The organism is Anabaena sp. AL09 (genome assembly GCF_001672255.1).
GTDB classification, from domain to species: Bacteria; Cyanobacteriota; Cyanobacteriia; order Cyanobacteriales; family Nostocaceae; genus Dolichospermum; species Dolichospermum lemmermannii.
In genome coordinates this window covers 37,769-61,260 of sequence record NZ_LJOQ01000011.1, presented here as the reverse complement: position 1 = coordinate 61,260, position 23,492 = coordinate 37,769, and the positions used below count along the sequence as shown (strand labels likewise).

General features: G+C 39.3%; 27 protein-coding genes, 1 tRNA gene, 1 pseudogene and 1 other annotated feature. Of the genes and pseudogenes, 16 read left to right on the top strand and 13 right to left on the bottom strand.

The features are described from left to right. Positions 1-130: 130 nt before the first annotated feature. Positions 131-358, bottom strand: a complete 228-nt coding sequence (locus AN490_RS02315) for a hypothetical protein (RefSeq protein WP_299999587.1) — start codon at positions 356-358, stop codon at positions 131-133. Between the two features lie 32 nt (positions 359-390). Between AN490_RS02315 and AN490_RS02310 the strand changes: the two genes are divergently transcribed. From AN490_RS02310 to AN490_RS02300, 3 genes are all read left to right on the top strand, one after another. After that, positions 391-582, top strand: coding sequence for a hypothetical protein (locus AN490_RS02310; RefSeq protein ID WP_041457523.1), 192 nt, complete (start codon positions 391-393; stop codon positions 580-582). Beyond that, positions 575-919, top strand: a complete 345-nt coding sequence (locus AN490_RS02305) for a type II toxin-antitoxin system PemK/MazF family toxin (RefSeq protein WP_299999583.1) — start codon at positions 575-577, stop codon at positions 917-919. Before AN490_RS02310 ends, AN490_RS02305 begins: the two co-directional genes overlap by 8 nt. Before the next feature lie 135 nt (positions 920-1,054). Then, on the top strand, positions 1,055-1,270 hold the full coding sequence (locus AN490_RS02300) for a hypothetical protein (RefSeq protein ID WP_015078223.1): 216 nt from the start codon (positions 1,055-1,057) through the stop codon (positions 1,268-1,270). A gap of 72 nt (positions 1,271-1,342) precedes the next feature. Here the strand turns inward: AN490_RS02300 and hflX are convergent, their stop codons facing one another. Then, positions 1,343-3,079, bottom strand: a complete 1,737-nt coding sequence (gene hflX / locus AN490_RS02295) for a GTPase HflX (RefSeq protein ID WP_299999592.1) — start codon at positions 3,077-3,079, stop codon at positions 1,343-1,345. Positions 3,080-3,428: 349 nt separating this feature from the next. Between hflX and rplS the strand changes: the two genes are divergently transcribed. The 6 genes from rplS to rplA all read left to right on the top strand — a co-directional run bounded on the left by rplS (position 3,429) and on the right by rplA (position 6,365). After that, a complete protein-coding gene (rplS, locus tag AN490_RS02290; RefSeq protein ID WP_015078221.1) occupies positions 3,429-3,791 on the top strand; it encodes a 50S ribosomal protein L19 in 363 nt (120 codons plus the stop codon). A 150-nt stretch (positions 3,792-3,941) separates the two neighbouring features. Next, positions 3,942-4,014 (top strand) — tRNA-Trp (locus tag AN490_RS02285). Positions 4,015-4,198: 184 nt separating this feature from the next. Beyond that, positions 4,199-4,420, top strand: a complete 222-nt coding sequence (secE, locus tag AN490_RS02280; RefSeq protein WP_015078220.1) for a preprotein translocase subunit SecE — start codon at positions 4,199-4,201, stop codon at positions 4,418-4,420. After that, entirely contained in the window at positions 4,420-5,052 is a 633-nt protein-coding gene (nusG, locus tag AN490_RS02275) for a transcription termination/antitermination protein NusG (RefSeq protein WP_015078219.1), read from the top strand. Before secE ends, nusG begins: the two co-directional genes overlap by 1 nt. Before the next feature lie 6 nt (positions 5,053-5,058). Next, on the top strand, positions 5,059-5,484 hold the full coding sequence (gene rplK, locus AN490_RS02270; RefSeq protein ID WP_015078218.1) for a 50S ribosomal protein L11: 426 nt from the start codon (positions 5,059-5,061) through the stop codon (positions 5,482-5,484). Between the two features lie 164 nt (positions 5,485-5,648). Next, positions 5,649-6,365 carry a 50S ribosomal protein L1 gene (rplA, locus tag AN490_RS02265; protein ID WP_299999572.1) on the top strand — a complete coding sequence of 239 codons (717 nt, stop codon included), beginning with the start codon at positions 5,649-5,651 and terminating at the stop codon, positions 6,363-6,365. Positions 6,366-6,419: 54 nt separating this feature from the next. Continuing rightward, positions 6,420-6,587, top strand: a sequence feature (ribosomal protein L10 leader region). Here rplA and AN490_RS02260 read toward each other — a convergent pair. Further along, a complete protein-coding gene (locus tag AN490_RS02260; RefSeq protein WP_299999570.1) occupies positions 6,506-6,739 on the bottom strand; it encodes a hypothetical protein in 234 nt (77 codons plus the stop codon). Its footprint overlaps the feature before it by 82 nt. Positions 6,740-6,773: 34 nt before the next feature. Between AN490_RS02260 and rplJ the strand changes: the two genes are divergently transcribed. Together rplJ and rplL are read left to right on the top strand one after the other, a co-directional pair. Continuing rightward, positions 6,774-7,343 (top strand): 50S ribosomal protein L10, encoded by a 570-nt coding sequence (gene rplJ, locus AN490_RS02255; protein ID WP_168504489.1) that lies wholly within the window; start codon positions 6,774-6,776, stop codon positions 7,341-7,343. A gap of 59 nt (positions 7,344-7,402) precedes the next feature. Continuing rightward, positions 7,403-7,789, top strand: coding sequence for a 50S ribosomal protein L7/L12 (gene rplL, locus AN490_RS02250; protein WP_015078215.1), 387 nt, complete (start codon positions 7,403-7,405; stop codon positions 7,787-7,789). Between the two features lie 62 nt (positions 7,790-7,851). Here the strand turns inward: rplL and AN490_RS02245 are convergent, their stop codons facing one another. The 3 genes from AN490_RS02245 to AN490_RS02235 form a co-directional block, all read right to left on the bottom strand. Then, on the bottom strand, positions 7,852-9,372 hold the full coding sequence (locus tag AN490_RS02245; protein ID WP_299999565.1) for an NAD(P)H-hydrate dehydratase: 1,521 nt from the start codon (positions 9,370-9,372) through the stop codon (positions 7,852-7,854). A 160-nt stretch (positions 9,373-9,532) separates the two neighbouring features. Further along, positions 9,533-10,318: a hypothetical protein gene (locus tag AN490_RS02240; protein WP_299999563.1), complete on the bottom strand. Its 786-nt coding sequence runs from the start codon at positions 10,316-10,318 to the stop codon at positions 9,533-9,535. Positions 10,319-10,380: 62 nt separating this feature from the next. Then, entirely contained in the window at positions 10,381-11,397 is a 1,017-nt protein-coding gene (locus tag AN490_RS02235; protein ID WP_299999561.1) for an aspartate carbamoyltransferase catalytic subunit, read from the bottom strand. On the opposite strand from AN490_RS02235, the gene AN490_RS02230 reads away from it, so the two are divergent. Next, complete coding sequence (locus AN490_RS02230; protein ID WP_299999559.1) at positions 11,368-11,625, top strand: hypothetical protein; 258 nt, start codon at positions 11,368-11,370, stop codon at positions 11,623-11,625. The two genes, AN490_RS02235 and AN490_RS02230, sit on opposite strands and share 30 nt — an antisense overlap. Here the strand turns inward: AN490_RS02230 and mgtE are convergent. The 7 genes from mgtE to AN490_RS02195 all read right to left on the bottom strand — a co-directional run bounded on the left by mgtE (position 11,614) and on the right by AN490_RS02195 (position 19,361). Next, entirely contained in the window at positions 11,614-12,963 is a 1,350-nt protein-coding gene (mgtE, locus tag AN490_RS02225) for a magnesium transporter (protein WP_015078209.1), read from the bottom strand. The genes AN490_RS02230 and mgtE overlap by 12 nt on opposite strands. 532 nt (positions 12,964-13,495) lie before the next feature. Beyond that, positions 13,496-13,762, bottom strand: a complete 267-nt coding sequence (locus AN490_RS02220; RefSeq protein ID WP_299999555.1) for a hypothetical protein — start codon at positions 13,760-13,762, stop codon at positions 13,496-13,498. Between the two features lie 345 nt (positions 13,763-14,107). Beyond that, positions 14,108-15,718 carry a murein biosynthesis integral membrane protein MurJ gene (gene murJ / locus AN490_RS02215; protein WP_299999553.1) on the bottom strand — a complete coding sequence of 537 codons (1,611 nt, stop codon included), beginning with the start codon at positions 15,716-15,718 and terminating at the stop codon, positions 14,108-14,110. A 46-nt stretch (positions 15,719-15,764) separates the two neighbouring features. Then, positions 15,765-16,247, bottom strand: a complete 483-nt coding sequence (locus AN490_RS02210; protein WP_299999551.1) for a hypothetical protein — start codon at positions 16,245-16,247, stop codon at positions 15,765-15,767. Positions 16,248-16,363: 116 nt separating this feature from the next. Then, entirely contained in the window at positions 16,364-17,203 is an 840-nt protein-coding gene (locus AN490_RS02205; protein WP_299999549.1) for a DUF6429 family protein, read from the bottom strand. A gap of 57 nt (positions 17,204-17,260) precedes the next feature. Then, the gene (locus AN490_RS02200; protein ID WP_299999547.1) at positions 17,261-17,767 is read right to left on the bottom strand and encodes a pentapeptide repeat-containing protein; all 507 of its coding nucleotides are present in this window, start codon (positions 17,765-17,767) and stop codon (positions 17,261-17,263) included. An 88-nt stretch (positions 17,768-17,855) separates the two neighbouring features. Beyond that, a complete protein-coding gene (locus tag AN490_RS02195) occupies positions 17,856-19,361 on the bottom strand; it encodes an LCP family protein (protein ID WP_041457517.1) in 1,506 nt (501 codons plus the stop codon). A 402-nt stretch (positions 19,362-19,763) separates the two neighbouring features. On the opposite strand from AN490_RS02195, the gene AN490_RS02190 reads away from it, so the two are divergent. The 4 genes and pseudogenes from AN490_RS02190 (at position 19,764) to AN490_RS02175 (ending at position 23,308) form a co-directional block, all read left to right on the top strand. Further along, positions 19,764-20,828: a mannose-1-phosphate guanylyltransferase gene (locus AN490_RS02190; protein WP_168632767.1), complete on the top strand. Its 1,065-nt coding sequence runs from the start codon at positions 19,764-19,766 to the stop codon at positions 20,826-20,828. Between the two features lie 312 nt (positions 20,829-21,140). Further along, positions 21,141-21,293, top strand: a pseudogene (locus tag AN490_RS02185) (AAA-like domain-containing protein); the annotation flags it as partial. Between the two features lie 237 nt (positions 21,294-21,530). Then, positions 21,531-22,514 (top strand): ATP-binding cassette domain-containing protein, encoded by a 984-nt coding sequence (locus tag AN490_RS02180; RefSeq protein ID WP_299999542.1) that lies wholly within the window; start codon positions 21,531-21,533, stop codon positions 22,512-22,514. A 5-nt stretch (positions 22,515-22,519) separates the two neighbouring features. Then, the gene (locus AN490_RS02175; protein WP_299999540.1) at positions 22,520-23,308 is read left to right on the top strand and encodes an ABC-2 family transporter protein; all 789 of its coding nucleotides are present in this window, start codon (positions 22,520-22,522) and stop codon (positions 23,306-23,308) included. Positions 23,309-23,492: the final 184 nt, after the last annotated feature.

Below are 23,492 nucleotides of genomic sequence, written 5' to 3'. Positions count from 1 at the left end.
GTGATGAAGCAGGAAGTAAACACTAAGGTTATCGCTGTCCAGATGTGTCTAGACTTTGGTAATTTTGGGTAAGTTTTATAGAACGGTAATAGGACTTACCCAAGTGTCACACCAAAAATTGTAGGGTGTATCAGATATCAACAATCTGTTTATTTGCTAGATTTTTGCTGTCTGATGCACCTTGCCAATGTGCCAGTTGCTTAAGTCCTGATAGTGTATATCGAGTCACTTCATGATAAATGCGATAGCGAAGCTGACCGAAGGTATCGCTTGTGGGATGATTTTGGGAATGCGATAGCGAAGCGCACCGAAGGTATCGCTTATAGTGAGATTTTTGTGAGAGCCATATCAAGCTCATATTATGATATTTCCATATATAGGAAAAAAGCTATGACTGCTTTAGTACAAGAACTTCTGAATACATTCGACCGCTTGACAGACTCAGAACGGTTAGATTTGGTATTAGAGATTTTAAAGCGGACAGTTGATTTAGATTTTTCGCCCTTATCTGATGAAGATTTAGTCATGAATGCTGAGGGACTTTTTCTTGATTTAGATGAGGAAGAAGCGACCTATGAGTAGTCCTAAACGTAGTGAAGTTTGGCTAGTAGATTTAGGTTATGTGGCAAAAGTTAGACCATGTTTAGTAATTAGTATTCCTGCACTAGATCAAGATCGTGCATTAGTGACTCTTGTTCCACATACAACCAGTTCACGCAGTTCAAGATTTGAGGTGCAAGTCAAAACAAATTTTCTTCGGGAAGGAGTATTTGATGTGCAAAATATCATCACAATTCCTCATGCAAAGCTTTTACGCAAATTGGGAAACATAACACCAGAACAAATGCTGGAATTAGAACAGGTTCTACTATTTTGGCTGGGATTTGACGAAGAAAATGTTCAAGATGATGATGAGTAGTCTGTGCAGCAAATTGATAATTTAGTGCTTGTGTGATTTTTGGGAGTGCGATAGCGAAGCGCACCGAAGGAATCGCTGTAAAATAAAGAGATAAAATAAAATCATCCCCATTCTTCCTATGAAAACGAGGTACAGATGACTTATTTAGAACTACATCAAAAAATTGAACAACAGATATCCCAACTACCACCAGAACAGCTTTCCTTAGTTAGTGATTTTCTCGACTCTATTCAGGAAAAAAGCACCGTAAATCAACGCCCATTACGTCGTATTTCCCCCATCAAGCGAGGTAAAAAAGCAGGTGATTTACTACATTATGCTGGAACTTGGCATTGCCTCTGCTATCATTGAAAGCAGAGCCTTCTAAAATTCATTCCCATACAGAGTATGGGAACGAGAAAGAAGTCGGGGATCTAAAAACTATCAATCATCACCAACAGCGTACTGAATCAATAGAGATAGACGCTGACGCAGAGTTTCCAGTCCTAACCGCTGACTAGCAGAAATAAACACTGCTAAAGGAAACTCCTCTCTAGCCAAAGCCAGTGTTTCACTACTAACTTGATCAATTTTATTAAAAGCCACTAACGCCGGACCCGGTGTAATCGGCATTTGCGCGAGTATATCCCGAACTGCGCGAATGTGATTCAACCAAGCAGGATGAGATAAATCCACTAAATGCAATAAAGCATCCGCTTCTGTTACCTCCTCCAACGTTGCCCGAAAAGCATCCATCAAAGATGCAGGTAACTCATGGATAAACCCTACAGTATCCGTCATCAAAGTTTCCTGGGGTGCGCCCGTTTCCGCATGAGGAATTATTAATCGCCGTGTGGTCGGGTCAAGGGTAGCAAACAGTTGGTCAGCCGTGTATACTTCCGAATTGGTGAGGGCGTTGAGTAAAGTGGATTTACCAGCGTTGGTATAACCCACCAAAGCCACTGAGGGAACTTCTCGATGTTGTCGTCGTTGACGTAACCGACAACGATGAGCTTGTAATTGATTAACTTCGTGTTGGAGTCGAGAAATCCGCTTTTGAATAGCCCGGCGTTCTGTTTCTAGCTTGGTTTCACCAGGTCCTCTTGTGCCAATACCACCGCCTAATCTGGACATACCCTCACCCTTACCCGTGAGTCGTGGCAGCATATACCCTAACTGTGCCAGTTCCACCTGTAATTTACCTGCACCAGATTGAGCGCGTTGGGCAAAAATATCTAAAATTACTTCGGTGCGGTCAACTACCCTAACACCAATTTGTGCTTCTAAATTGCGAACTTGGGAACGGGAAAGATCACGATCAAATACTACCAAATTAGCACCTAGAGTTTGCACAGCGATCGCCACTTCTTGGACTTTACCTTCACCAATCACTGTTTGGGGATGAATACGCGATCGCTTTTGTTGTAAGGTTTGTAAAACAATACCTCCAGCCGTATCCACTAATCGGGTCAATTCCACTATGATGTCTTGGAATTGTTGCGGCGTGATATTTTCTGTTAATACCCCCACAATTACCACCCGATCATGATCAGCGTCTACTTCTTGCGCTACATACTCCCGACTAAATTCCTCTTCTAAACTTGCCACTAAGTCCAGAAAATCCTGGTCAGCCAAAGCATCTAAGCTCAGAGGTGGTGAGATGTGGGAATATGTATCAGCATCTCCGATACTGATACCAGCGGATTGAGTCACAACCAACTGTTTGCTATTGGCTACTAGATGCGCTAAATAAGCTTCTTTCACGTACCCAGTTGAACCACCGCCACGCTTGGTAAATCCTCCTCCAGTAATATTAAAAACTACTAAAGCATCCAATCTTTGTAAAGCCATGGCTGTTAAGGCTGACTCACTCGGTTGTTCTGACTTGAGATTGGTAGATAAACAACGAATACCGCTCAGACGCTCTGCACCATAGCGAGGTAGTTCTAAGGGCGGAATTTGCGTTTGACGCGGAGTACCTACACCAACCCGAATCACTTGTCCACGACGATTGATATAAGTACAAATAGGTTGATTAATTTCCGTACTAATGGCTGCCAGCCGTTGAGCAAAATCAGTAGTCGTAATGCGATCGCCTGATATCCGCTGATGGTACAGCCGCTGGAGTTGTTTTAGCTGGCTGGACTTTAAACCTTGAATATTGCCAAAAATAGTCTCTATAGGCGTTTATGACCAGTTACCTGGTTCCCCCTGAATCCTGACACTGTCTATTTTACAACAGCAATTGGTCAGTTGTCGGGCGAAGCATTTGGAAGATAAATTATCGGTCATTGCCAAAAATAGTTCTCCAAATGCTTCGCCCGTACAGTTGTCAGTTGTCAGTTGTCATTAGGTAATTTTCTTCTTTCTTCTTTCTTCTTTCTTCTTTCTTCTTTCTTCTTCCTGAACTCCTGATAGCGAAGCGTGGCGTTAGCCATACTCCTGACTCCTCCAATAAATAGCTGGACTCTTTGGCAATTATAGATTTATAATTAACGATTGTGAGTTTTTTCAAAAAACATAAAAAGTAATGAACGCCCAAGAGATTATCCGCTCAATTGAAGCGGAGCAAATGAAATCTGACTTACCCGATATCTATGTCGGTGACACAGTTAAGGTAGGAATCAAAATTCAGGAAGGCACTAAATTCCGTGTGCAACCTTACGAAGGTGTAGTTATAGCTAGACGCAATGGCGGCATCAACGAAACTATCACAGTCCGTAAAGTTTTCCAAGGTGTGGGTGTAGAACGAGTATTTTTACTTCATTCTCCCCTGGTTGAAAGCATTAAAGTATTGCGTCGTGGTAAGGTTAGACGTGCTAAATTATATTATCTACGCGCCCTCGTCGGTAAGGCAACCCGCATTAAACAAAGATTCGACCGCCCTCTATAATTCCCAATGGTGAATTAATAGACAAAACCCAGTCTGCAAGCGGCATCTGCCGCTAACTTGCCAAAAGAAAAAAAATAAGTTACAATCAGAAGCGAAATTGCGTTAGAATAAAAAAAGTTCAGCGCAATGACTGTAACAAGAAAAGCTTGTGCGCTCTTAGTTCAGTTGGTAGAACGCAGGTCTCCAAAACCTGATGTCGGGGGTTCAAGTCCTCCAGGGCGCGCTAAAAAAGAAAAATACTGCCCGAAGCAATAACGCCACTGCCAAAACAGCAGAAAACGTCAATTATTTCGGGTATAATTTTTTTGAAATATAGCTTGACTGTTGGCAGTTAATTTAGGCCGAAGCTATAAACCTTGAAAAAAATCACAAGGTTAGGCTATTTAAGAAACGGGGGGATAACGACTGTGGCCAAAAAAAATGAAGCAGAAATGCCAGAAACCGAAAATGGGTTTAACTTAAACAATTTTTTCCAAGGAACAAAGGAAGAACTTGAGAAAGTAATTTGGCCCAGTCGGAAACAGTTGGTGAGTGAATCAGCCGCTGTACTATTAATGGTTACACTCTCCGCCTCTCTGATATATTTGGTAGATGGATTGTTCGCTTGGGCAGCAAAACAGGTGTTCTGATGACTTCTGCAACAGACGAACCACGCAACTCCGAGTTGCAGTCAGATGACACACTCTTAACAGGGATCAAAGAAGTCCGCTGGTATGCAGTGCAAGTAGCCTCTGGCTGTGAGAAACGGGTAAAGACAAATTTAGAGCAACGTATCCAAACTTTTGATGTCGCTGATAGAATCGTCCAAGTGGAAATTCCCCACACCCCAACGGTGAAAATCCGTAAGGACGGTAAACGTCTACCTTCAGAAGAAAAGGTTTTCCCTGGTTATGTGCTAGTCCGAATGGCGATGAGTGATGATACATGGCAGGTGGTAAGAAACACCTCCCACGTGATTAACTTTGTGGGCGCAGAGCAGAAGCGTGGTAGCGGTAGAGGCCGTGGTCACGTTAAGCCAGTTCCCCTGAATCCTTCGGAAGTTGAACGCATATTCAAACAAGCCTTGGAACAGGAGCCAGTAGTCATAATTGATATGGCTACAGGTGATAAGATAGTTGTGCTTTCTGGTCCATTTAAGGATTTTGAAGGCGAAGTGATTGAAGTTTCCCCAGAACGGAGTAAACTAAAAGCTCTGCTTTCTATCTTTGGACGAGATACACCAGTAGAATTGGAATTTAATCAGGTTAAAAAACAGAGCTAAATACAAATGGCGAAGAAAGTAGTAGCGGTCATTAAATTGGCCCTGAATGCTGGGAAAGCCAACCCAGCACCGCCAGTTGGTCCTGCATTGGGTCAACATGGTGTTAACATCATGATGTTCTGCAAGGAGTACAACGCCAAAACAGCAGACCAAGCTGGAATGGTGATACCTGTAGAAATTTCTGTTTATGAAGATAGAAGTTTTACATTTGTACTCAAAACTCCACCAGCATCAGTTTTGATTCGCAAGGCAGCGAAGATTGAAAGAGGCTCAAGTGAACCCAACAAAACTAAAGTTGGTAGCATTAGCAGAACGCAATTACGTGAAATTGCTCAAACCAAGCTTCCTGACCTCAACGCCAATGATATTGATGCAGCCATGAATATCGTGGAAGGAACTGCTAAAAACATGGGCGTAACAATCACAGATTAGGTGACAGAGAACAGGCTTCGCCGTGAGCGTCAGCGAAACTGTGACAGGTGACAGTAGATAAAAAAATAACAACTGACAACTGACAACTGACAACTGACAACTGACTAATAACAAAATCATATCGGGGGAGAAGCACGACTTCGAGATTACCCCAGGAGAAAAAAATGGCAAAAAAAGTATCACGCCGCTTACAGGCGTTGCTAGAAAAAGTAGAAGATCGGGATTATACACCCTTAGAAGCATTAGCTCTGTTAAAAGAAACAGCAACCGCTAAATTTGCTGAGGCTGCTGAAGCTCATATCCGTTTAGGAATTGATCCTAAATATACAGACCAACAGTTGCGGACAACGGTAGCACTACCTAAAGGCACAGGACAGATAATTCGGGTAGCAGTTATCGCCAGAGGGGAAAAAGTCACAGAAGCAACTAATGCTGGTGCTGATATAGCTGGTTCTGAAGAACTCATTGAAGATATTCAGAAAGGCATGATGGACTTTGACAAGCTGATTGCTACACCAGATGTGATGCCACAGGTAGCAAAGCTGGGTAAATTACTAGGTCCACGGGGTTTGATGCCTTCACCTAAAGGTGGAACAGTGACATTTGATGTTGCTAGTGCGATCTCTGAATTCAAAGCTGGTAAATTAGAATATCGGGCTGATCGGACTGGGATTGTCCATGTTATGTTTGGTAAGACTGCTTTTTCACCTGAAGATTTATTAATCAATCTCAAGGCATTACAAGAGTCAGTTGACCGTAACCGTCCTTCAGGCGCTAAGGGTCGTTATTGGCGGTCATTGTATATATCCTCGACAATGGGTCCATCAATTTCTATTGACATCAGCGCCCTACGAGAGTTAAAACTAACTGACGCTGCATAGTTTGGTAATGGGTAATTGGTAGTAGATGAAGATAATCAGAAATTACCAATGACCAAAATTAAATAAGCAAAGCCGGAGACAGCAGGTGCTAATAGCTTAATACCCTGCCGAGGTTGTAATTTTAACCGCCTGAAGTTTAATCAAGAAAAGTTTGATAACTGCGGCCTTAAAAATACTACTTTGAAACCCTGGCTAAGATAGCTGGGGTTAAGTTTTTTCCGTGTGTCAGCAAAAAGGTGACAACTAACAACTGACAACTGACAAGCATTTGGAGAACTATTTTTGGCAATGACCGATAATTTATCTTCCAAATGCTTCGCCCCTACTGACAACTGACAACTGACAACTGACAACCGACAACTGACAACTGACAACTAAGATGATTTTGCCCTTGGAGGTGAGATAAGTATGGGAAGAACGTTAGAAAACAAGAAAGAAATAGTTGCTGATCTTAAAGTTTCTTTGAGTGAATCAACTTTAGCACTGGTAATTGATTATCAGGGGCTGACAGTTGCTGAAATCACAGATTTGCGTCGGCAACTCCGTCCTAGTGGTGCTATCTGTAAGGTGACAAAAAACACCTTTATGGGCATTGCTATTAAGGATCAGGAACAATGGCAGCCAATGTCAGAATTACTTAACGGTTCTTCGGCATTTCTGCTAGTTAAAGAAGATTTATCTGCGATCAAAGCTTACCAAGCATTCCAAAAAGCCACCAAGAAATCAGAAATTCGCGGTGGTGTCATGGAAGGTCGTGTCCTGAGTGAAGCTGATGTCAAGGCTCTAGGAGACTTGCCATCTAAGGAACAACTCATGGCTCAAATTGCTGGTGCTATCAACGGTGTGGCTACCAAGCTGGCTGTTGGTATCAACGAAGTTCCCAGTTCCTTGGCTCGCGCTTTGCAAGCTGTCGCTGAAAAAGAAAATAGCGATAGTTCTGAAAGTGCTGCTGAGTTAGCGGTAGTTAGTGAAGATTAATCACTGACAACTCACAACTAAAAAACTAACAAATCAAAAATTCTTTAGGAGTTATATCCATGTCTGCTGCAACCGAACAAATTTTAGACCAATTGAAATCTTTGACCTTATTAGAAGCTTCTGAATTAGTTAAGCAAATTGAAGAAGCTTTTGGTGTTAGTGCTGCTCCTACTGGTGGTGGCATGATGATGATGGCTGCTCCTGGTGCTGTTGCTGAAGTAGTAGAAGAGAAGACCGAATTTGATGCAATTTTGGATTCTGTACCTGCCGATAAGAAGATTGCTGTCTTGAAGATTGTCCGTGAAATCACAGGTCTAGGTCTGAAAGAAGCCAAAGACTTGGTAGAAGCCGCTCCTAAAGCAGTTAAAGAAGCTGTAACTAAGGAAGCCGCTGAAGATATCAAGAAGCGGATTGAAGAAGCTGGTGGTAAGGTAACAGTTAAGTAATTGTTATTTGGTGATTGGTAATTGGTAATTGGTAATTATTACCCTTTACCTTTTGCCTTTTTTTATCGCTTCAAGACTGGTAATAAATATTGTGTCAGTGTAAAAGCATCAACTCCTAATTCTGTTCTTGCTTGTGCTGCTAAAATTCCTGCTTTGGAATGCCACCAAGCCGCAGTTGCGACTATATCTTCTATAAAAATTTCTTTATTCATAATTTGCGCTAATAGTCCACCCAATAACCCAGTTAATACATCACCGCTGCCTCCACGGGCTAGGGCTGGGGTACTTTCGGGATTTATCCAAACACCACCTTGAGGATTAGATATAGCTGTTCTTGCCCCTTTTAATAGGACTACAGCCCCACTTTCTTGGGCTGCTGTTTGTACGGCTTTGATTCTATTTGTGTAATCAATATGGGGAAATAAACGCTTAAATTCTCCCGTGTGGGGTGTAATTACAGTGGCTGATTTTCGTGATTTCAATGTGGGAATAGTTCCTAATTGTGCCAGAATATTTAAAGCATCAGCATCGAGAATTAGAGGACATTCACATTTAATTATTTCGGGAATAATAGAAATATTATCTTTAGTTAAACCGGGTCCGCAAGCAATTGTGGTAAATGAATTTATATCTATATTTTCTGGTAATTGTAAATTAGCAATTGCTCCTGTTGCGGTTTCGGGACAACCAATAATTAACGCTTCTGGTAAATGGGAAACTAACAACATTCTCAGAGATTCGGGGACAGCGATTGATAACATTCCTATACCGGAAGCTCGCGCACCTAAACCTGTTAAAATTGCTCCACCGGCATAACGTTGAGAACCACAAATTAATAATAAATGTCCTTGTTTATATTTATGGGTAATGAGAGGACGAGGTAAAGGTAAGGTTGATAATGCTGTTGTTTTAGTAATGCGTTTGATTTGGGGAATATTACCGATAACAGCATGAATATCTGCTAAGGGAATATCAAAGTCAATTAATTCGGCTTTACCAATATAAGGTAATGCTTGTTCTTGTAATAAACCTTGTTTCCATAAACCTAAGCAAAATGTATAATTTGCCTGAATAGCTGTTCCTAAAACTTCTCCTGTATCTGTATGTAAACCCGAAGGGACATCAATACTAATAATGGGTTGATTTTTGCTATTAAAATAATTAATTGCAGTAGCAATAGAATCAGTAATTTTCCTTTCTAACCCAAACCCAAATAAACCATCAATTAAAAAATCATAACTTGGTAATTCAGCAATTTCTTGATAACAGGGAATTCCTAAATTTTGTGCATATTGAAAATGTTGGGAAGTTAATTCTTTTAATTTGGAAAAAGGTTGATAAATCCAAACTTGATAACCGCGAAAATGCAATTCACGAGCTACTACTAAACCATCTCCTCCATTATGACCGGGACCAACTAAAATTCCTACACATTGCCCTGGGGAAATAATAGCCTGTAAGCGGTGGGAAATTAATCCCGCTACCTTTTCCATTAAAGCTGCTACAGGCATTCCCGCAGTAAATATTCTGGCTTCAATATCCCGCATTTGGGCTGCGGTAACAACAAATTGTTCTTTAGTCATTTAGGGGCGAAGCATTTGGAAGATAAATTATCGGTCATTGCCAAAAATAGTTCTCCAAATGCTTCGCCCGTACAGTTGTCAGTTGTCAGTTGAAAGACAAATATTTTCACCAATTACCAATTACCAATTACCAATTACCAATTACCCATTACCCATTACCTTATTTTCCGTAATAAACTCTAGCATTGCCGTAACCTGAATTTTTCAAATAGCTGTTCCATTGTTCTGCTTCTAAGCGATCGCTAAATGGTCCTACAGCTATATGCGTTCCTAGTGGTTGAGCTCTCCTAAATACATTAATATTGATGCTAACTTTTTGGCGAATTTCTGTACCTAAAGAATGTAAACTATTAGCATTACCAGGAATAACTACATAATAGGAATTTCTTTTTTCCTGTTGATAGTTATTTGGATAGTTCTGATCATTATATCCGGGAGCATTATAAGACATTACTGGTTGAACCGAATAATTAGGTGTTAATTCTATATTTTCCGAATTAACGATTTTCGCGCCAGAAATTCCATTAAATTCCAATTCTCTTACCCGTTTTTGAGCATTAGATTGTCCATTAAAAATGCCAGATTGGATCACCTTACGTCCCTTGTAATTGCGAATATAGGCATTAGGTTCAATTTGCAGAACTCGCTGCAAAATTTCATAATTATTGCTATCAACATAAACAAAATATCGGTCAAAGTTTTGGTTATATTGACTATATTGTGTCCCTTGAGATTGATAGAATTTTCCTGGTTGTAACTGCGGTAATGGCTGCTGGTTAATGGATATTTCCTGGAGATATGGCAATGTTGCTTGTGCGAATATTGGCATATTATTAGATGTTTGAGCCTGAACTGGACTATATTCACATACGAACACCCAACTTCCACTTATCAGCAAGGAAAATATGGGTAAAGAGGTAAAACAATTGACTCTTAAAGTAGGCATATTTGTTACCAGTTTTTGCAAATATCTTTGGTTTAATTCCAATGGGACAGCATTATTATTAATTAAGCCCTACCACTACCGATAAAATATAAAAGTGCCATCCGCACTGCTACACCGCTAGTTACCTGAGATTGAATTAAGCTGAATTCAGGATCATCCATTAAATCAGAACTAATTTCCACACCCCGATTTACTGGACCTGGATGCAATACTTTAACTTGAGGTTTACATAGTTTTAACTTAGCACGAGTAATGCCAAATAGTTGATGATATTCTCTTAAACTAGGGAATAAATGGGCGGTCATCCGTTCTTTTTGTAAGCGCAAAGTCATGACAAAATCAGCATTTTCCAAAGCTGGTTCTAATTGCCAATGGGTAAATAACCGGTCTGATAGCTTGCGTGGTGTAGCTATATTTTCTGTTACGCCTAAATATTCAGCAAAGAATTTAGGTAATAATGTGGGAGGTGCGGACAGATGTACTTCTGCACCACTAGCGATTAAACTCCAAATATTAGAACGGGCTACACGAGAGTGTAAAATATCGCCAACAATAGCAATTTTTTTACCTTGTAATGATTGAATTTTGGGTTGTGCAGGGTCAATTAAACTACAAATTGTAAATAAATCTAATAATCCTTGAGATGGATGTTCATGTTGTCCATCACCGGCATTGAGGACGCTAACTTTTACACCTAAACGATCCATTTCTTGAGCGATCGCTTGCGGAACTCCTGCATCCTTATGGCGGACTACCATAATATCAGTTCCCATTGCCAAATAGGTTTTTGCTGTGTCAAGAATTGTTTCGCCTTTGGTCATAGAAGATGTAGCTGCGGCAAAGTTGAGGGTATCCGCACTAAGTCTTTTTGCCGCAATTTCAAAACTACTGCGGGTGCGGGTAGAAGGTTCAAAAAATAAATTTGCTACTACCTGTCCCTGTAAAGTGGGGACTTTCTTTGTCCGTCGGGATAGTACCTCTTGAAAAGAAGCCGCAGTTTGTAAAACGGCGTTATATTCAGCCGTTGTGAAGTCAGCAAGTGTGAGAATATGATGACGATTCCAGGTAGTAGTAGGCATATAAGTAGAGGAGTCAGGAGTCAGGAGTCAGGAGTCAGGAGTCAGGAGTCAGGAGTCAGAAAGAAGGAAGAAGGAAGAAGGAAGAAGGAAGAAGGAAGAAGGAAGAAGGAAGAAGGAAGTAAGAAAAGTCTCAAAGTTGGGAAAGCGATGCACCTAATTCACCTTTCTAAACTGAAAACCCTTAATTTATTGAAGTTTTCGGTTTATCCAGCAGTTTCAAGATTGTAAATGAAACACCTTTAAAGCAACAGATATTATACTGAGGAAAGTTAAAAAACCGATGGTATCTAGCATTGTTGTCACTAATGGACCACTCATTAAAGCTGGATCTAGTTTTAAATGCTTCAAACCCATTGGTAACAAAGTTCCTAAAGTAACAGCCACCATTGTATTAGTGGCCATAACTACCCCGGCTATTAAAGCTACCCATCTTTCTTGGGGTTTAGCCCAAATCAGGGAAAGGGCCACCATTGTCAGCCCTAAAGCTACGGCTGTTCCTAAACCGGCTAAAAGTTCTTTGCGGAGAATTTTTCCCGTATCTGCGGGTGTGACTTCCCCTACACCTAAACCGCGAATGGTGACAGTCAGAGCTTGGATACCTACAGTGCCACCTGTGTTAGAAAATATGGGCATAATCACGGCGAGGACAGGTACAGCGGCGATAACTTCTTGAAAAGGAGCGATCGCACTGGCAGCACCAATATACAATCCCATAATCCCCAATAACCAAGGCAACCGTTTCCGAATCGTGACTTGTGCGGGAGATAAGGCCTCTTCATCACCACTGACCCCTGCTAATTTTTGAATATCTTCTGTAGCTTCTTCTTCTAAAATATCAACGACATCATCAATCGTAATAATACCGACTAATCTATCTTCTCTATCAACCACAGGCATGGCGATTAAGTCGTACCGCTGCATAATCCGGGCGACTTCTTCCTGGGAGGTTTCTGTTCTGACTTTGACAACATGGGCGCTGGCAATATCTTTAATTAAGACATCGGGAAAGGTAAATAATAGCTGACGCAAAGAAACAACACTAACTAATTTGCGATTATCATCAGTGACATAGGCATAGTAAATTGTTTCCTTATCTTGATCTTGCAAGCGGATTTTACTGAGGGCTTCACCAACAGTTAAACCTCGTCGCAAGCGAACATATTCCGTTGTCATTACCCGCCCAGCAGTCCCTTCTGGATAGCCAAGAATCGTAGCTGTGGCTTGTCTTTGTTCGGGACTGAGTTGTTGTAATAGGCGTTTGACTACTCCTGCTGGTAGTTCATCAAATAAATATGCCCGTTCATCAGGACTCATTTCTTCAACAAGGTCTACTACCTGGGCATCGTGGAGGGAGTTAATCAGGTCTTCCTGTACTTCTGTGGGTAAATATTCAAAGACATCTATGGCTTGATCTTTGTTGAGTAACCGAAAAGCGATCGCCCTTTGTTTTTCGGGCAATTGGGTGATATACTCGCCCACATCTACGGGCTGTAAACAATTCAAGTCACATTTAAGCTGATTTAAGTCAGCAATATCCAAGGAATTACGAATTTCCTGTGTAAGCATAATAGAAATCTCCTAATGTCTCCCCCGCGCTGGGAGACTGTCTCGCCAGCTTAGAGGAGGATGCTACTGCCATCTGTTGGACTTTTGTCCATAACCTCTTGTAAAATTAAATATCAACGTGGTAACTAAAAATAGCACCGCTAATTAATGAGTTTAGCCCGAATTTCAGTTTTCCGATAGGTGCTAAATGACATTTTAAGCATAACTTGTAACTAACACAAGTAGTTACAGCAAATTACGGGTAAAGACTTTCCAAAAAAATATATAAAATTAATCTTAGGGTGGATTAGGGTTAAGGAAAACCACCATTTTAAAGATGGGATAAAGAAGAAGAATAAAGTTTTTAACTTTCGTCTGGGGGGAATAGGAAAAAAGTCACAATAACTTGATTACTTTTTTCCTATTTTAAAATCTATCCTAACTTTTAAAATTGACTGATGTGAATAAAGTAGCAATTTTTCAAGCATCTTCTCAACAGTAAATTTCTTGGGAAAGTATCAAAATGACACATAAGAGCTATTTACTAGCGATTTCAGCTTTCCCAACTCCATGTTCCGTGACGATATTTTACCCGACCCATAAAGACACCACGTTCGTCATAGCACTTGTATCGCTGTCCAAATTTACTGCTTTCTTTATAATCTACGCGAGCAACAGGTTTAGGAGCGCAACGTTGAATGACTTGCTTAACTTCTTCTGGTAAATTATCTTGCACACCATAGGAGACTTCAGCATCAGAAGAAGCCAAGAAAGAGCTTCCAACTTCAACAGCTTTACCCAACAAGGATAATGGATCCATAACGTGACTTCCTAAACTCAAAATATTTATTATACCGAAAACTTCAGAATGACACAAGAATTTTCAACTCTGTTATACTCAACACGGCTTAATCATTTGATTCTGTAGGTAGGGGTTTAGCAAAAGCTCATAGGTGTCAACTTAAGCTCAAACCCTCCATAACTCATTTATCTCGTTCCTAGTCTCTGACTAGGAATGCAGTTGATGAGGCTCTGCCTCTAATATCATTGAAGGCAGAGCCTTCTAGAATTTATTCCCAGTCAGAGACTGGGAACTAGATGAATAAAATAAACTATTTGACTTTTATCCGTTAATTCAGCAATGCCGAATTTTGCTGGAATTTATTTATTTCTTCAAAAACTTTTGTCGCATCTTCATGGCAAAGGTATTCACTTCTGGAATATTCATTCTAGAAACAATTATGGTAAATACTCCAATTCCTACTAAAGCAGATATGGATAATTCTATTAGTAAACTAATTAAATCTTGTTTACCTAACACCTGTCGAGAAGCAACCAAAGTTCCAAAACTAGCTAAACCCGCAATTATACTCCCAACAGTTAACCCCAAGATTGGTACACACCATTCTTGCCAAGGTAAACCATTAAGTTTGCGATTGAGCAAAAATAACAACATCAACATTGAACTACAATTAACTCCAACTGTAGCTAAAACTAATCCAGGCGCACCAAAAGGTTCAACTAATATTAAATCTAATACAGCATTGAGAACAATATTAAATATACTAATTTTAAAAGGTGTTTGTCCATCACCTAAAGCATAAAATACCCTCACCAAAACATCACGCCCTAGATAAACAAACATTCCGATTCCATAGGCAATTAATAGCGAAGATACTAACTGAGTTGCTTCTTGTTTAAATGCTCCCCGTTGATAAACTATCTGGACAATTGGCACAGCTAAGGACACCATTAAAGCCCCTAAAGGTAACATGGTAACAGCAGTTAATAACAGTCCTTGACGAATGCGTAATTTTAGTTCTCCCCAATTATCTGGGTGAGAAAGTTTAGCAAATGTTGGTAATAAAGGCAGTAAAATAATATTAGAAATAATTCCCAAGGGAGTTTGAACTAAAAGATTAGCATAGTTAAAACCTGCGGCTGCACCAACAATAGGACTAGCGAAATAAAGGTCAGTAGCGACATTAATTGGCATCATTCCTGATGATATTGTCGCGGGAGTCATGATTTTAATTACTTCTTGCACACCGGGAGATTTAAAATCAAATCTCAGGCGTAATTTCCCTAATCCTAAGCGCCATTGCACAATTGACTGGACTAACCATTGCAGAATTCCTCCTGCCAAAGTCCCCCATGCTAATACCATGCCACCGATTAAAGCATATTCAGGATTAATAATTTCTTTACCATATTGTCCTGCTAAAATAGCAATACCGATAATAACAGTAATACTAGATAATAAAGGACTAATAGATAGTAACCAATATTGATTAGCTGCATTTAAAGTCCCAAATCCAATGCCAATTAAGCCAGCAAATAAGGCTAAAGGGGCCATGATTTGGATTTGACGGATAGCGATCGCTCTTGTAGTTGCTTCTAAGCCATGACCCACAAAATCAACAATATACTCAGCGCAGAAAATCTGGGCAAATGTCACCACTAATAACAACCCACCCACAAGAGTTGTTATGGTTTCTACAATAGGTGCAGCTTCCTCTTTTTTGTGTTTAGCTAAAACACTGACAATGGCACTATGTAAAGGTCCATTTACACCACCAAGTAAGATTAACAGAAAACCGGGAATAATGTAGGCATAACTATAAGCTGTAGCTGCCGCACCGACTCCAAAAGCAGCCGCGATTATTTGCTGCCTAATTAAACCAAATACTTTACTAATTAAAGTTGCTGCGGCAACGATACCAGCAATACCAGCAAAGGAACGAGAGGGTTTTTGATCTTGTTTTTGTTCATTCACGAATAATACCTAGAAACCTCTTGTAAATTGCATATCATTAGAATATCTAACCAGAAATCGAGAATTTAATTTGTCCTGTTAAATGTTCGGAAACACATTCAGGACACATATAAGCTGTTAAGTGTGATTGATCTGGATATTGCCACTCAGATTTTAATTTTAGGTGTTTCTCAAAACAAGGTTTTTGACAAATATCGCAGTAAATATCTTCAACTCCACCCGTAAATGTCATTCTTAGTGATTTTAAACCCGACTCATTCGGATATTTTTCCCGTCTCTCCTCAAGAGAGCGTTTGTTTAACACTTCTTCTGGTACTTCTTGATGGAAATGTATCAAATTTGATAAATTATCATCTGTACATTTTTTACAAATATCAGCAGTTAATTGGTTTATATCTTCCCTTATTTTCGCAGTCCAATGTTGATTTTTTCTAGATTTATCAGAGTAGCTGAGATGTTTTCCCCACCACGCGGTAGCTTTAACGTACTCACAAGCTCCCTTACCACAAATATCGCAGATTTTTGACATGATACAGTAAAATTGTTTCTTGTTTAATTAAATCTAAATGTAGAATTTATTTACCGAAAAATTAATGTGGAAAATCGTCATCTTTTGTTCATTTTGCTTAATTATAAAATTCTGATTCAAATATCCTCTAACTGACTTTCATAGCTAATGTATTCTTCATGATATTCACGTTGATCTAGCAGCAAACTTACACCGTCTAAATTAAGTCTTTTTAGAATATCTCTTGCTTGTTTTATTCCTTCTTTAGTAACTGTTAAGGCTTCTCGACTTCCAGACATTGTTAATAAATTTTCGGCTTTTAATTGTTCCAATATTTTAAAATCAAATCCATTCCAAAACGAAACTCCAATAAAGTTTTCTTTGCATTTCTTATTTTCGTTATTTCCTATGTATGAATTATGTTCATCCTCACCGGAAAGATATATACTCATTAAGTATAAACTCTTGATAACTTTATATTTTTGTAAAAAAATTGTTAATTTTTCTTGTTCCTGTTCAAAAGAATTTACTAAATTACAAGCATCACTATAAGCTTCATTTTGGGATTTTACAAACGAGGTAATTTTTTTAAAATCTGGTTCTTTACTACATTCAGCCACAAATTTATTTCCATATTTATCTGCTGCTGGAAGCGCAAATACAGTAATTGTCCATCCTTCCCGATATTTACTGTATAGTTCTTTTTTGTTAGCAAAAAGTCTTTCGTTTTCTGCTATTTCTCTAGCTTTAGATTCTGCTATTTCGCGTTCTTTTTCCTCTTTTTCTCTAGCTTTTTTGGTATTGTAAGCATGATCAGGAACTTCCAGGTGTTGATTAACCTGTCGCCAAAATTCATCATCTTTGGCGTATATACCTTTTGCGACTAAACAATCAATAAATTCTTGACCACAAAGGTCAACAGCGTTTTTTTTATTAGGTAGTAAATTTGTAAATGCTTCAAAATTTTTCTTATCCATAGTTATACCCTGTTAAAACAGTAGCAGGTTGTAATTAAAAAATTATACTACAGCCAACTACCGACAACCCAAACTATCGCGGGTAGAAACACCAGTTACCGGATTCACACCATCAGCCCTTTGACAGAGTAAGGATACTTGATAACGGTCAATTAATGCGTCAGTGAAATCAGCACCAGTGATATCAGCATCATAAAAACGGCTGCGGGTTAAAGTTGCTTCTGTGAAAATGGCATTTCTTAGATTAGCACTATCGAAGGTAACACGATCAACTAAAGCGCCCATTAAATTTGCACTTTCTAAATTGGCTTTTAATAAAACGCCTTTAGTAAAAATGGCGTTAGTTAAATTTGCATCTTGAAAATTTGTTCCCCGCATTTCGGCTGCGACAAAAGTTCCGCCAACTAAATTAGTATGAGAAAAGTCCCGATTTTCTAAATTAGCATTATTGTAATTAATGGTATTAACTTGAGCAAAAACTGGTTCGGGATTCATAATTACCGAAAATCCCACCAAAATAAAAATGAATATCAAACTTAAAAATCTCAACAAAATCTTGTTCATAAATTTGTTAATTGTTGGTTGTCAGTCGTCAGTTGTTCGTTGTCAGTCGTTTTTTCTAGACCACTGACCACTGACCACTGACCACTGACTATTTCCAATCTTTACCAATGCGAATTGTCAGGTCAGATTCCAAATCACCATTTCCGGAAACTTCGATTTGTCCTAAACCTAAAACTTGTCGCAAGTCAATTCCTGGTTGTCGGTTGCCTTTTTGGACAATAATCTGAGTTTGACGTTGGCTATCTGGCCAGTCTGGAACTGGGTAAACATTAGTAAAACCTTTCTGTTTAAGATAGGTAATGACCTTTTCCGTTAGCTGGGGTTGATTAGTCGTATTTTGAACGGCAATTCTTTGGATAGAAACGGGTCTGGTATCTGATTTAATCCCAGTTACATTTACCCCAACAAAATCATTTAATAAGCTTTGTTGGCCAGTCATATTTAACCAATAGCTATTGGGGTCTTGACTGAGTTTACTAAAAGTACCAGGTAACATTGCCATTTGGAAATGATCCCGTTCTACATTGACGGAAAAATTTGCCAATGCCATCATTTCTTCCATTTTGAGATTGGTATCAAAATACTTCCGCATTAAGCGAGTTAATTGGGGCAACCTGGGTAAAACAGTGGGACTGTTGAGACGTTGCATTAAAGCAGTTATCAGTGCTTGTTGTCGTTGGACTCTTGGTAAATCCCCCATACCTTCTTCACGAAAGCGGGCAAACTGTTCTGCTTGTTCACCATTGAGACTTTGCCAACCGCTGATTAAATTTACGGCAAAGCCACCAGCCTGATCTTGATAATTCATAGTTTGGGGGACAAATACATCTACTCCACCCAACTGTTCAACTAATTCCCGAAATCCGCTAGTAGAAATGCGGATATACCGATCTATGGGAGCATTATTTAAACTCCGACTAACTACTCTTGCGGCTAAAACTGGACCACCTTTAGCGTTAGCTTCAGATACCTTAGTTAATCCCTGTTCGGGAATCGCTATCATTGTCCCTCTGGGAATTGACAGCAAGCGAATGGATTTATCACTGGGATTTAGCCGCACCAACATCATGGTATCGCTTTTACCAGCAAAACTTTCCGGTGAACCATCTACAGTCCCTGGCACCGGTTCAATACCCATAATTAAAATGTTCATGGGTTTTGATAGTTTGTACTGAGAAAGCTTAGTCCATAAATCTCCCGGTACTTTGATTTGGTCTTGTTTATTCGCACCGAATTCATCATCTTTCGCTTGGTCGAGATTACTCCATAGAGGAGTCCATAGTGCCAAACTTGATGCTAGTAATCCAGATAAAATTACCCCTAAAACAATGGTTAATACCCACAGTAACCAGCGGGGGACGGATAAACCTAAGCGGTCATAGAGTTCGTTGGGAATAGCTCCCACGGATTCAACGACGTGACGAGAAGAGTTAATTGATTGTTTTGGTTTCACCTCCGGTTCTGAGGTTGGTACTTGTTGAGGTGTTACCTGATTTTCTGACCATTGAACTGGTGGCTGTAACACCTCCGGTTCTGAGGTTGGTACTTGTTGAGGTGCTACCTGATTTTCTGACCATTGAACTTGTTTAATCACAATTTTCTCCCCACTCAACCACTCCTTAAAGTTATGTTAATACAAGCTACAAATATTGCGAGATGAAACTGACTACGCAAATTTGAGATTTTGTGAAAAGCTAATCTGAGATTTTGTTGGGTGTTGCTGTCCTCATAGTTTTAATAGGTAATAATTGAAACATAATTGACCACCAAAATTCATCAGTGAAGATGATCCAAACGTCAATAAATGTAGACTTACAGCAGATTTCAGCTAAATAAGGCTTCAGTGAATGTTAGCCAATAGCTGACTAATGCTATCCGGGACAAAATTTAGGGGACAAGCCATAGACCAAAAGACTTTCAAAGCAGTTCCCTGTTGCCTGTTCCCTGTTGTCTGTTCTCTGCTGTATATTGTTCTGAATTATCTGTATATGCCAACATGAATAATTTATTTTTTCCTGTGATTCTGGCTGGTGGTAAAGGTGAGCGTTTTTGGCCTTTGAGCCGACTAGACCGACCTAAACAATTTTTAAGCCTTGATGGTAGCTCTAGAAGCTTACTACAAGCAACTGCTGATCGATTGTTAACTCTGGCTGGGGGTTGGGAAAACTTGTGGGTAATTACGTCTAGTCCCATTGCTCAAGGGGTCAGAGAACAACTTCCCGATTTGCCTGTTGCAAATTTACTCATTGAATCAGAGGGTCGAGACACTGCTGCTGCTGTTGCTTGGACAAGTTTAGAAATTAAAAAGCGTTACGGGGAAGACGCTATTATTGGCTTTTTTCCGGCTGACCACTGGATTGCTGACCAGGAGATATTTGCCGAAACTTTAGCCGCTGCGATGGATTTAGCAACTAAGAAAGCAGCAATTGTGACTTTGGGGATTAAACCTAATTTCCCCTCAACTGGCTATGGTTATATTGAACAAGGTGAAAAAATAGGTAGCTTTAATAACTTGCCAGCCTATCATGTTCACAGATTTACTGAAAAGCCCGACCGAGAAACGGCAGAAACTTTTTTATCAACGGGACGGTTTAGCTGGAATAGTGGTATGTTCGTTTTTCGAGCCGGTGTGGTTCTAGAAGAATTACGCACCCATGCACCAGAAATTATTAAACCTTTAGAACAACATGGCCCTGATATTTATCCCCAGTTACCTAAGAAAAGTATAGATTACGCGCTGATGGAAAAAACCAGTCTAGCTTATGTTTTGCCTGTAGCATTTGGTTGGGATGATCTGGGTGATTGGAATGCTATTGAACGTTTACTGAAGCAGTCCGATAATCCTAATGTAGAACTTGCTACTCATGTGGGCTTAGATACCCAAGGAGCAATTGTTTATGCCTCCAATCCTGATGATGTAATTGTGACTATTGGTTTAGAAGATGTGGTAATTGTGCGCGATCGCAATGTTACCCTAGTAGTTAAAAAAGACCGTACCCAAGAAATTAAGCAGATCCTCAAAATTCTGCAAACCGATAGCCGCTTTACTGGCCTATTGTAAAAGTTAAAACCCTTGGTAGATGGCTCAAAATTCTGTCACTCATTATAAGTAAGTAGGTTAGCATGGAAAATCGTTGTTATGGCACTAGGCAAGAGGCAAGAGGGAAGAGTGAAGAGGGTTTGGGCGATTTTACTTTCCGTTACATATTACTCTTCGAGAAGCCGCTTCGCGTCTACGGTTTTTTTCCGTTCACCTACTTAACTAGACTTGTGACAGTATATGTCAATTAAGAGATTTGAGCCTCTTTTTTTGGGGATCGCAATCAAACTTTATTATTTCTGATCAGAAACAAAATATTTCCCCCTCAAGTGAATGAAGAAAAATATTACCTTACCAGGTGATCCACTACCATTCAATTCCTGCTTTTATATTGAACGCCCTCCTGTTGAAAGCGATGCTTACGCAGAATTACTCAAACCAGGGAGTTTAATTCGGATTAAAGCACCTCCGCAGATGGGCAAAAGTTTAGTATCCGTTAGTGGCGATCGCACTGCCATTATCTGGAATTTACCCCAAATCTTTGCTACTAACGACTTAGATTATGCTTGTAATTGGATAAAAGATTATTTACAGAATAATCAGGAACTAGAAAATTCAGACGAAAATTATTCTCCTGGGGACAAGCTTTCTCCTCGCCATTTGTGCGATCATTAGTAGAGGGGAGAAACTCAACGTTATCAGGCAGAAGGAAATAAATTTTTTATGTCAATTATCATAGCAGAAAACCTGAGTAAATCCTATCCAGTAGCGATTAAAGACCCAGGGATAGGGGGAACAATTAGCCACTTTTTTCGCCGGACTTATCGCAATATTAACGCTGTTCAGGATGTTTCTTTTAGCATTGAGCCTGGAGAAATTGTTGGTTTTTTGGGACCCAATGGCGCAGGTAAAACTACAACTTTGAAAATGCTCACAGGATTAATTCATCCCTCTCAAGGTACAGTTAAAGTTGGTGGATTTGTTCCCTTTAATCGTCAAGAAGCATTTTTACAAAAAATCACTTTAGTGATGGGACAAAAACAGCAATTAATTTGGGATTTACCAGCCCTAGATTCTCTGAGAATTAACGCCGCAGTTTATAATATTTCTGACAAAGAATTTCAGCGTCGAGTTGGGGAATTAACAGAAATGCTGGCTTTAGCAGGTAAATTAACTCAACCAGTGCGAAAATTATCATTAGGTGAAAGAATGAAGGCTGAACTATTAGCAGCACTTTTACACCGTCCCCAAGTTTTATTTTTAGATGAACCAACTTTAGGATTAGATGTTAATGCTCAAGCAGGAGTACGTAACTTTTTAAAAGAATATAATCAGCTATATCAAGCAACCATATTATTAACGAGTCATTACATGGCTGATATTACAGCTTTGTGTGAACGGGTGTTATTAATTCACGAAGGAAAATTAATGTATGATGGTAGCTTAGATGAATTATTAGCAAGTTTTGCTCCTTATCGAGAAATTTATGTAGAGTTAGTTCAACCATTATCACTAGAACAACTTATGCCCTATGGTGATGTACAAATGCTAGAAGGAAGAGCAGTTAGATTTATTGTGCCACAAGCAGCCATGACTCGCACTGTTTCCCAAATTTTAGCCGATTTGGAAGTGGTAGATTTAACAGTCACAGAACCACCAGTAGAAGAAGTAATTGGTAGAGTTTTTCAAAAAGGATTTAACCATTGATAACTATGAAAAAAAATATTAAAAAATTCTTGACTTTACTATCAGTATACTATACTTATATGTTGGAATATAGGTCAGAATTAATATTCTGGGTTTTAGCTGGTTCTTTACCAATTATTATGATGGGTATATGGGTACAAGCTGCTGACAGTGGTAAATTTGCTTTTAAATCTGTTGATTTTGCTCGATACTTTTTCGCAGTTTTTCTGGCTAGACAAATCACCATTGTTTGGGTAATTTATGACTTTGAAAGGGAAGTATTAACAGGTAAACTCTCACCAAAATTATTACAGCCTTTAGATCCAGTTTGGCATCATATTGCGAATCATATTGGTGAAAGATTTGCTCGAATGCCTTTTGTATTAATTCTATCAATATTCTTTTTTGTTTTATATCCCCAAGCTTTTTGGTTGCCAAGTATAGCTAATTTATTACTATTTATATTAGCGGTAATTATGGCTTTTGCTTTACGATTTATAATTCAACATACCTTTGCTATGTTTGCATTTTGGACAGAAAAAGCCGCAGCTTTAGAAAATTTATGGTTGTTGTTTTTTGTATTTTTATCAGGTTTGATAGCACCTTTGGATGTCTTTCCAGAAAACGTCAGAAACATAGTTATGTGGACACCTTTTCCCTATATGATTAATTTTCCAGCGAGTATTTTGGTAGGACTACCTGTAGATTTAACCAGAGGATTTTTATCAATTGCCGGTTGGTTTCTCCTATTTTTAGGCGCTAATCGTTTTTTATGGCGTAGGGGTTTAAAACAGTATTCAGGTATGGGGGCTTAAATAATTCATAATTTAATGTATTTCAGCAGCATAAATATTTTGGATAAGTTCACGTAATTGATCCCAATTTAATACTTAAGGCTTTTATGAGTCTTTGACACTCTCAGGGAAGACAGCCACTGAGATTCTACTGACAGAATTAGATTAAAGGTTTAGCCTAATCTAATCTCGCTGCGACCGTCAA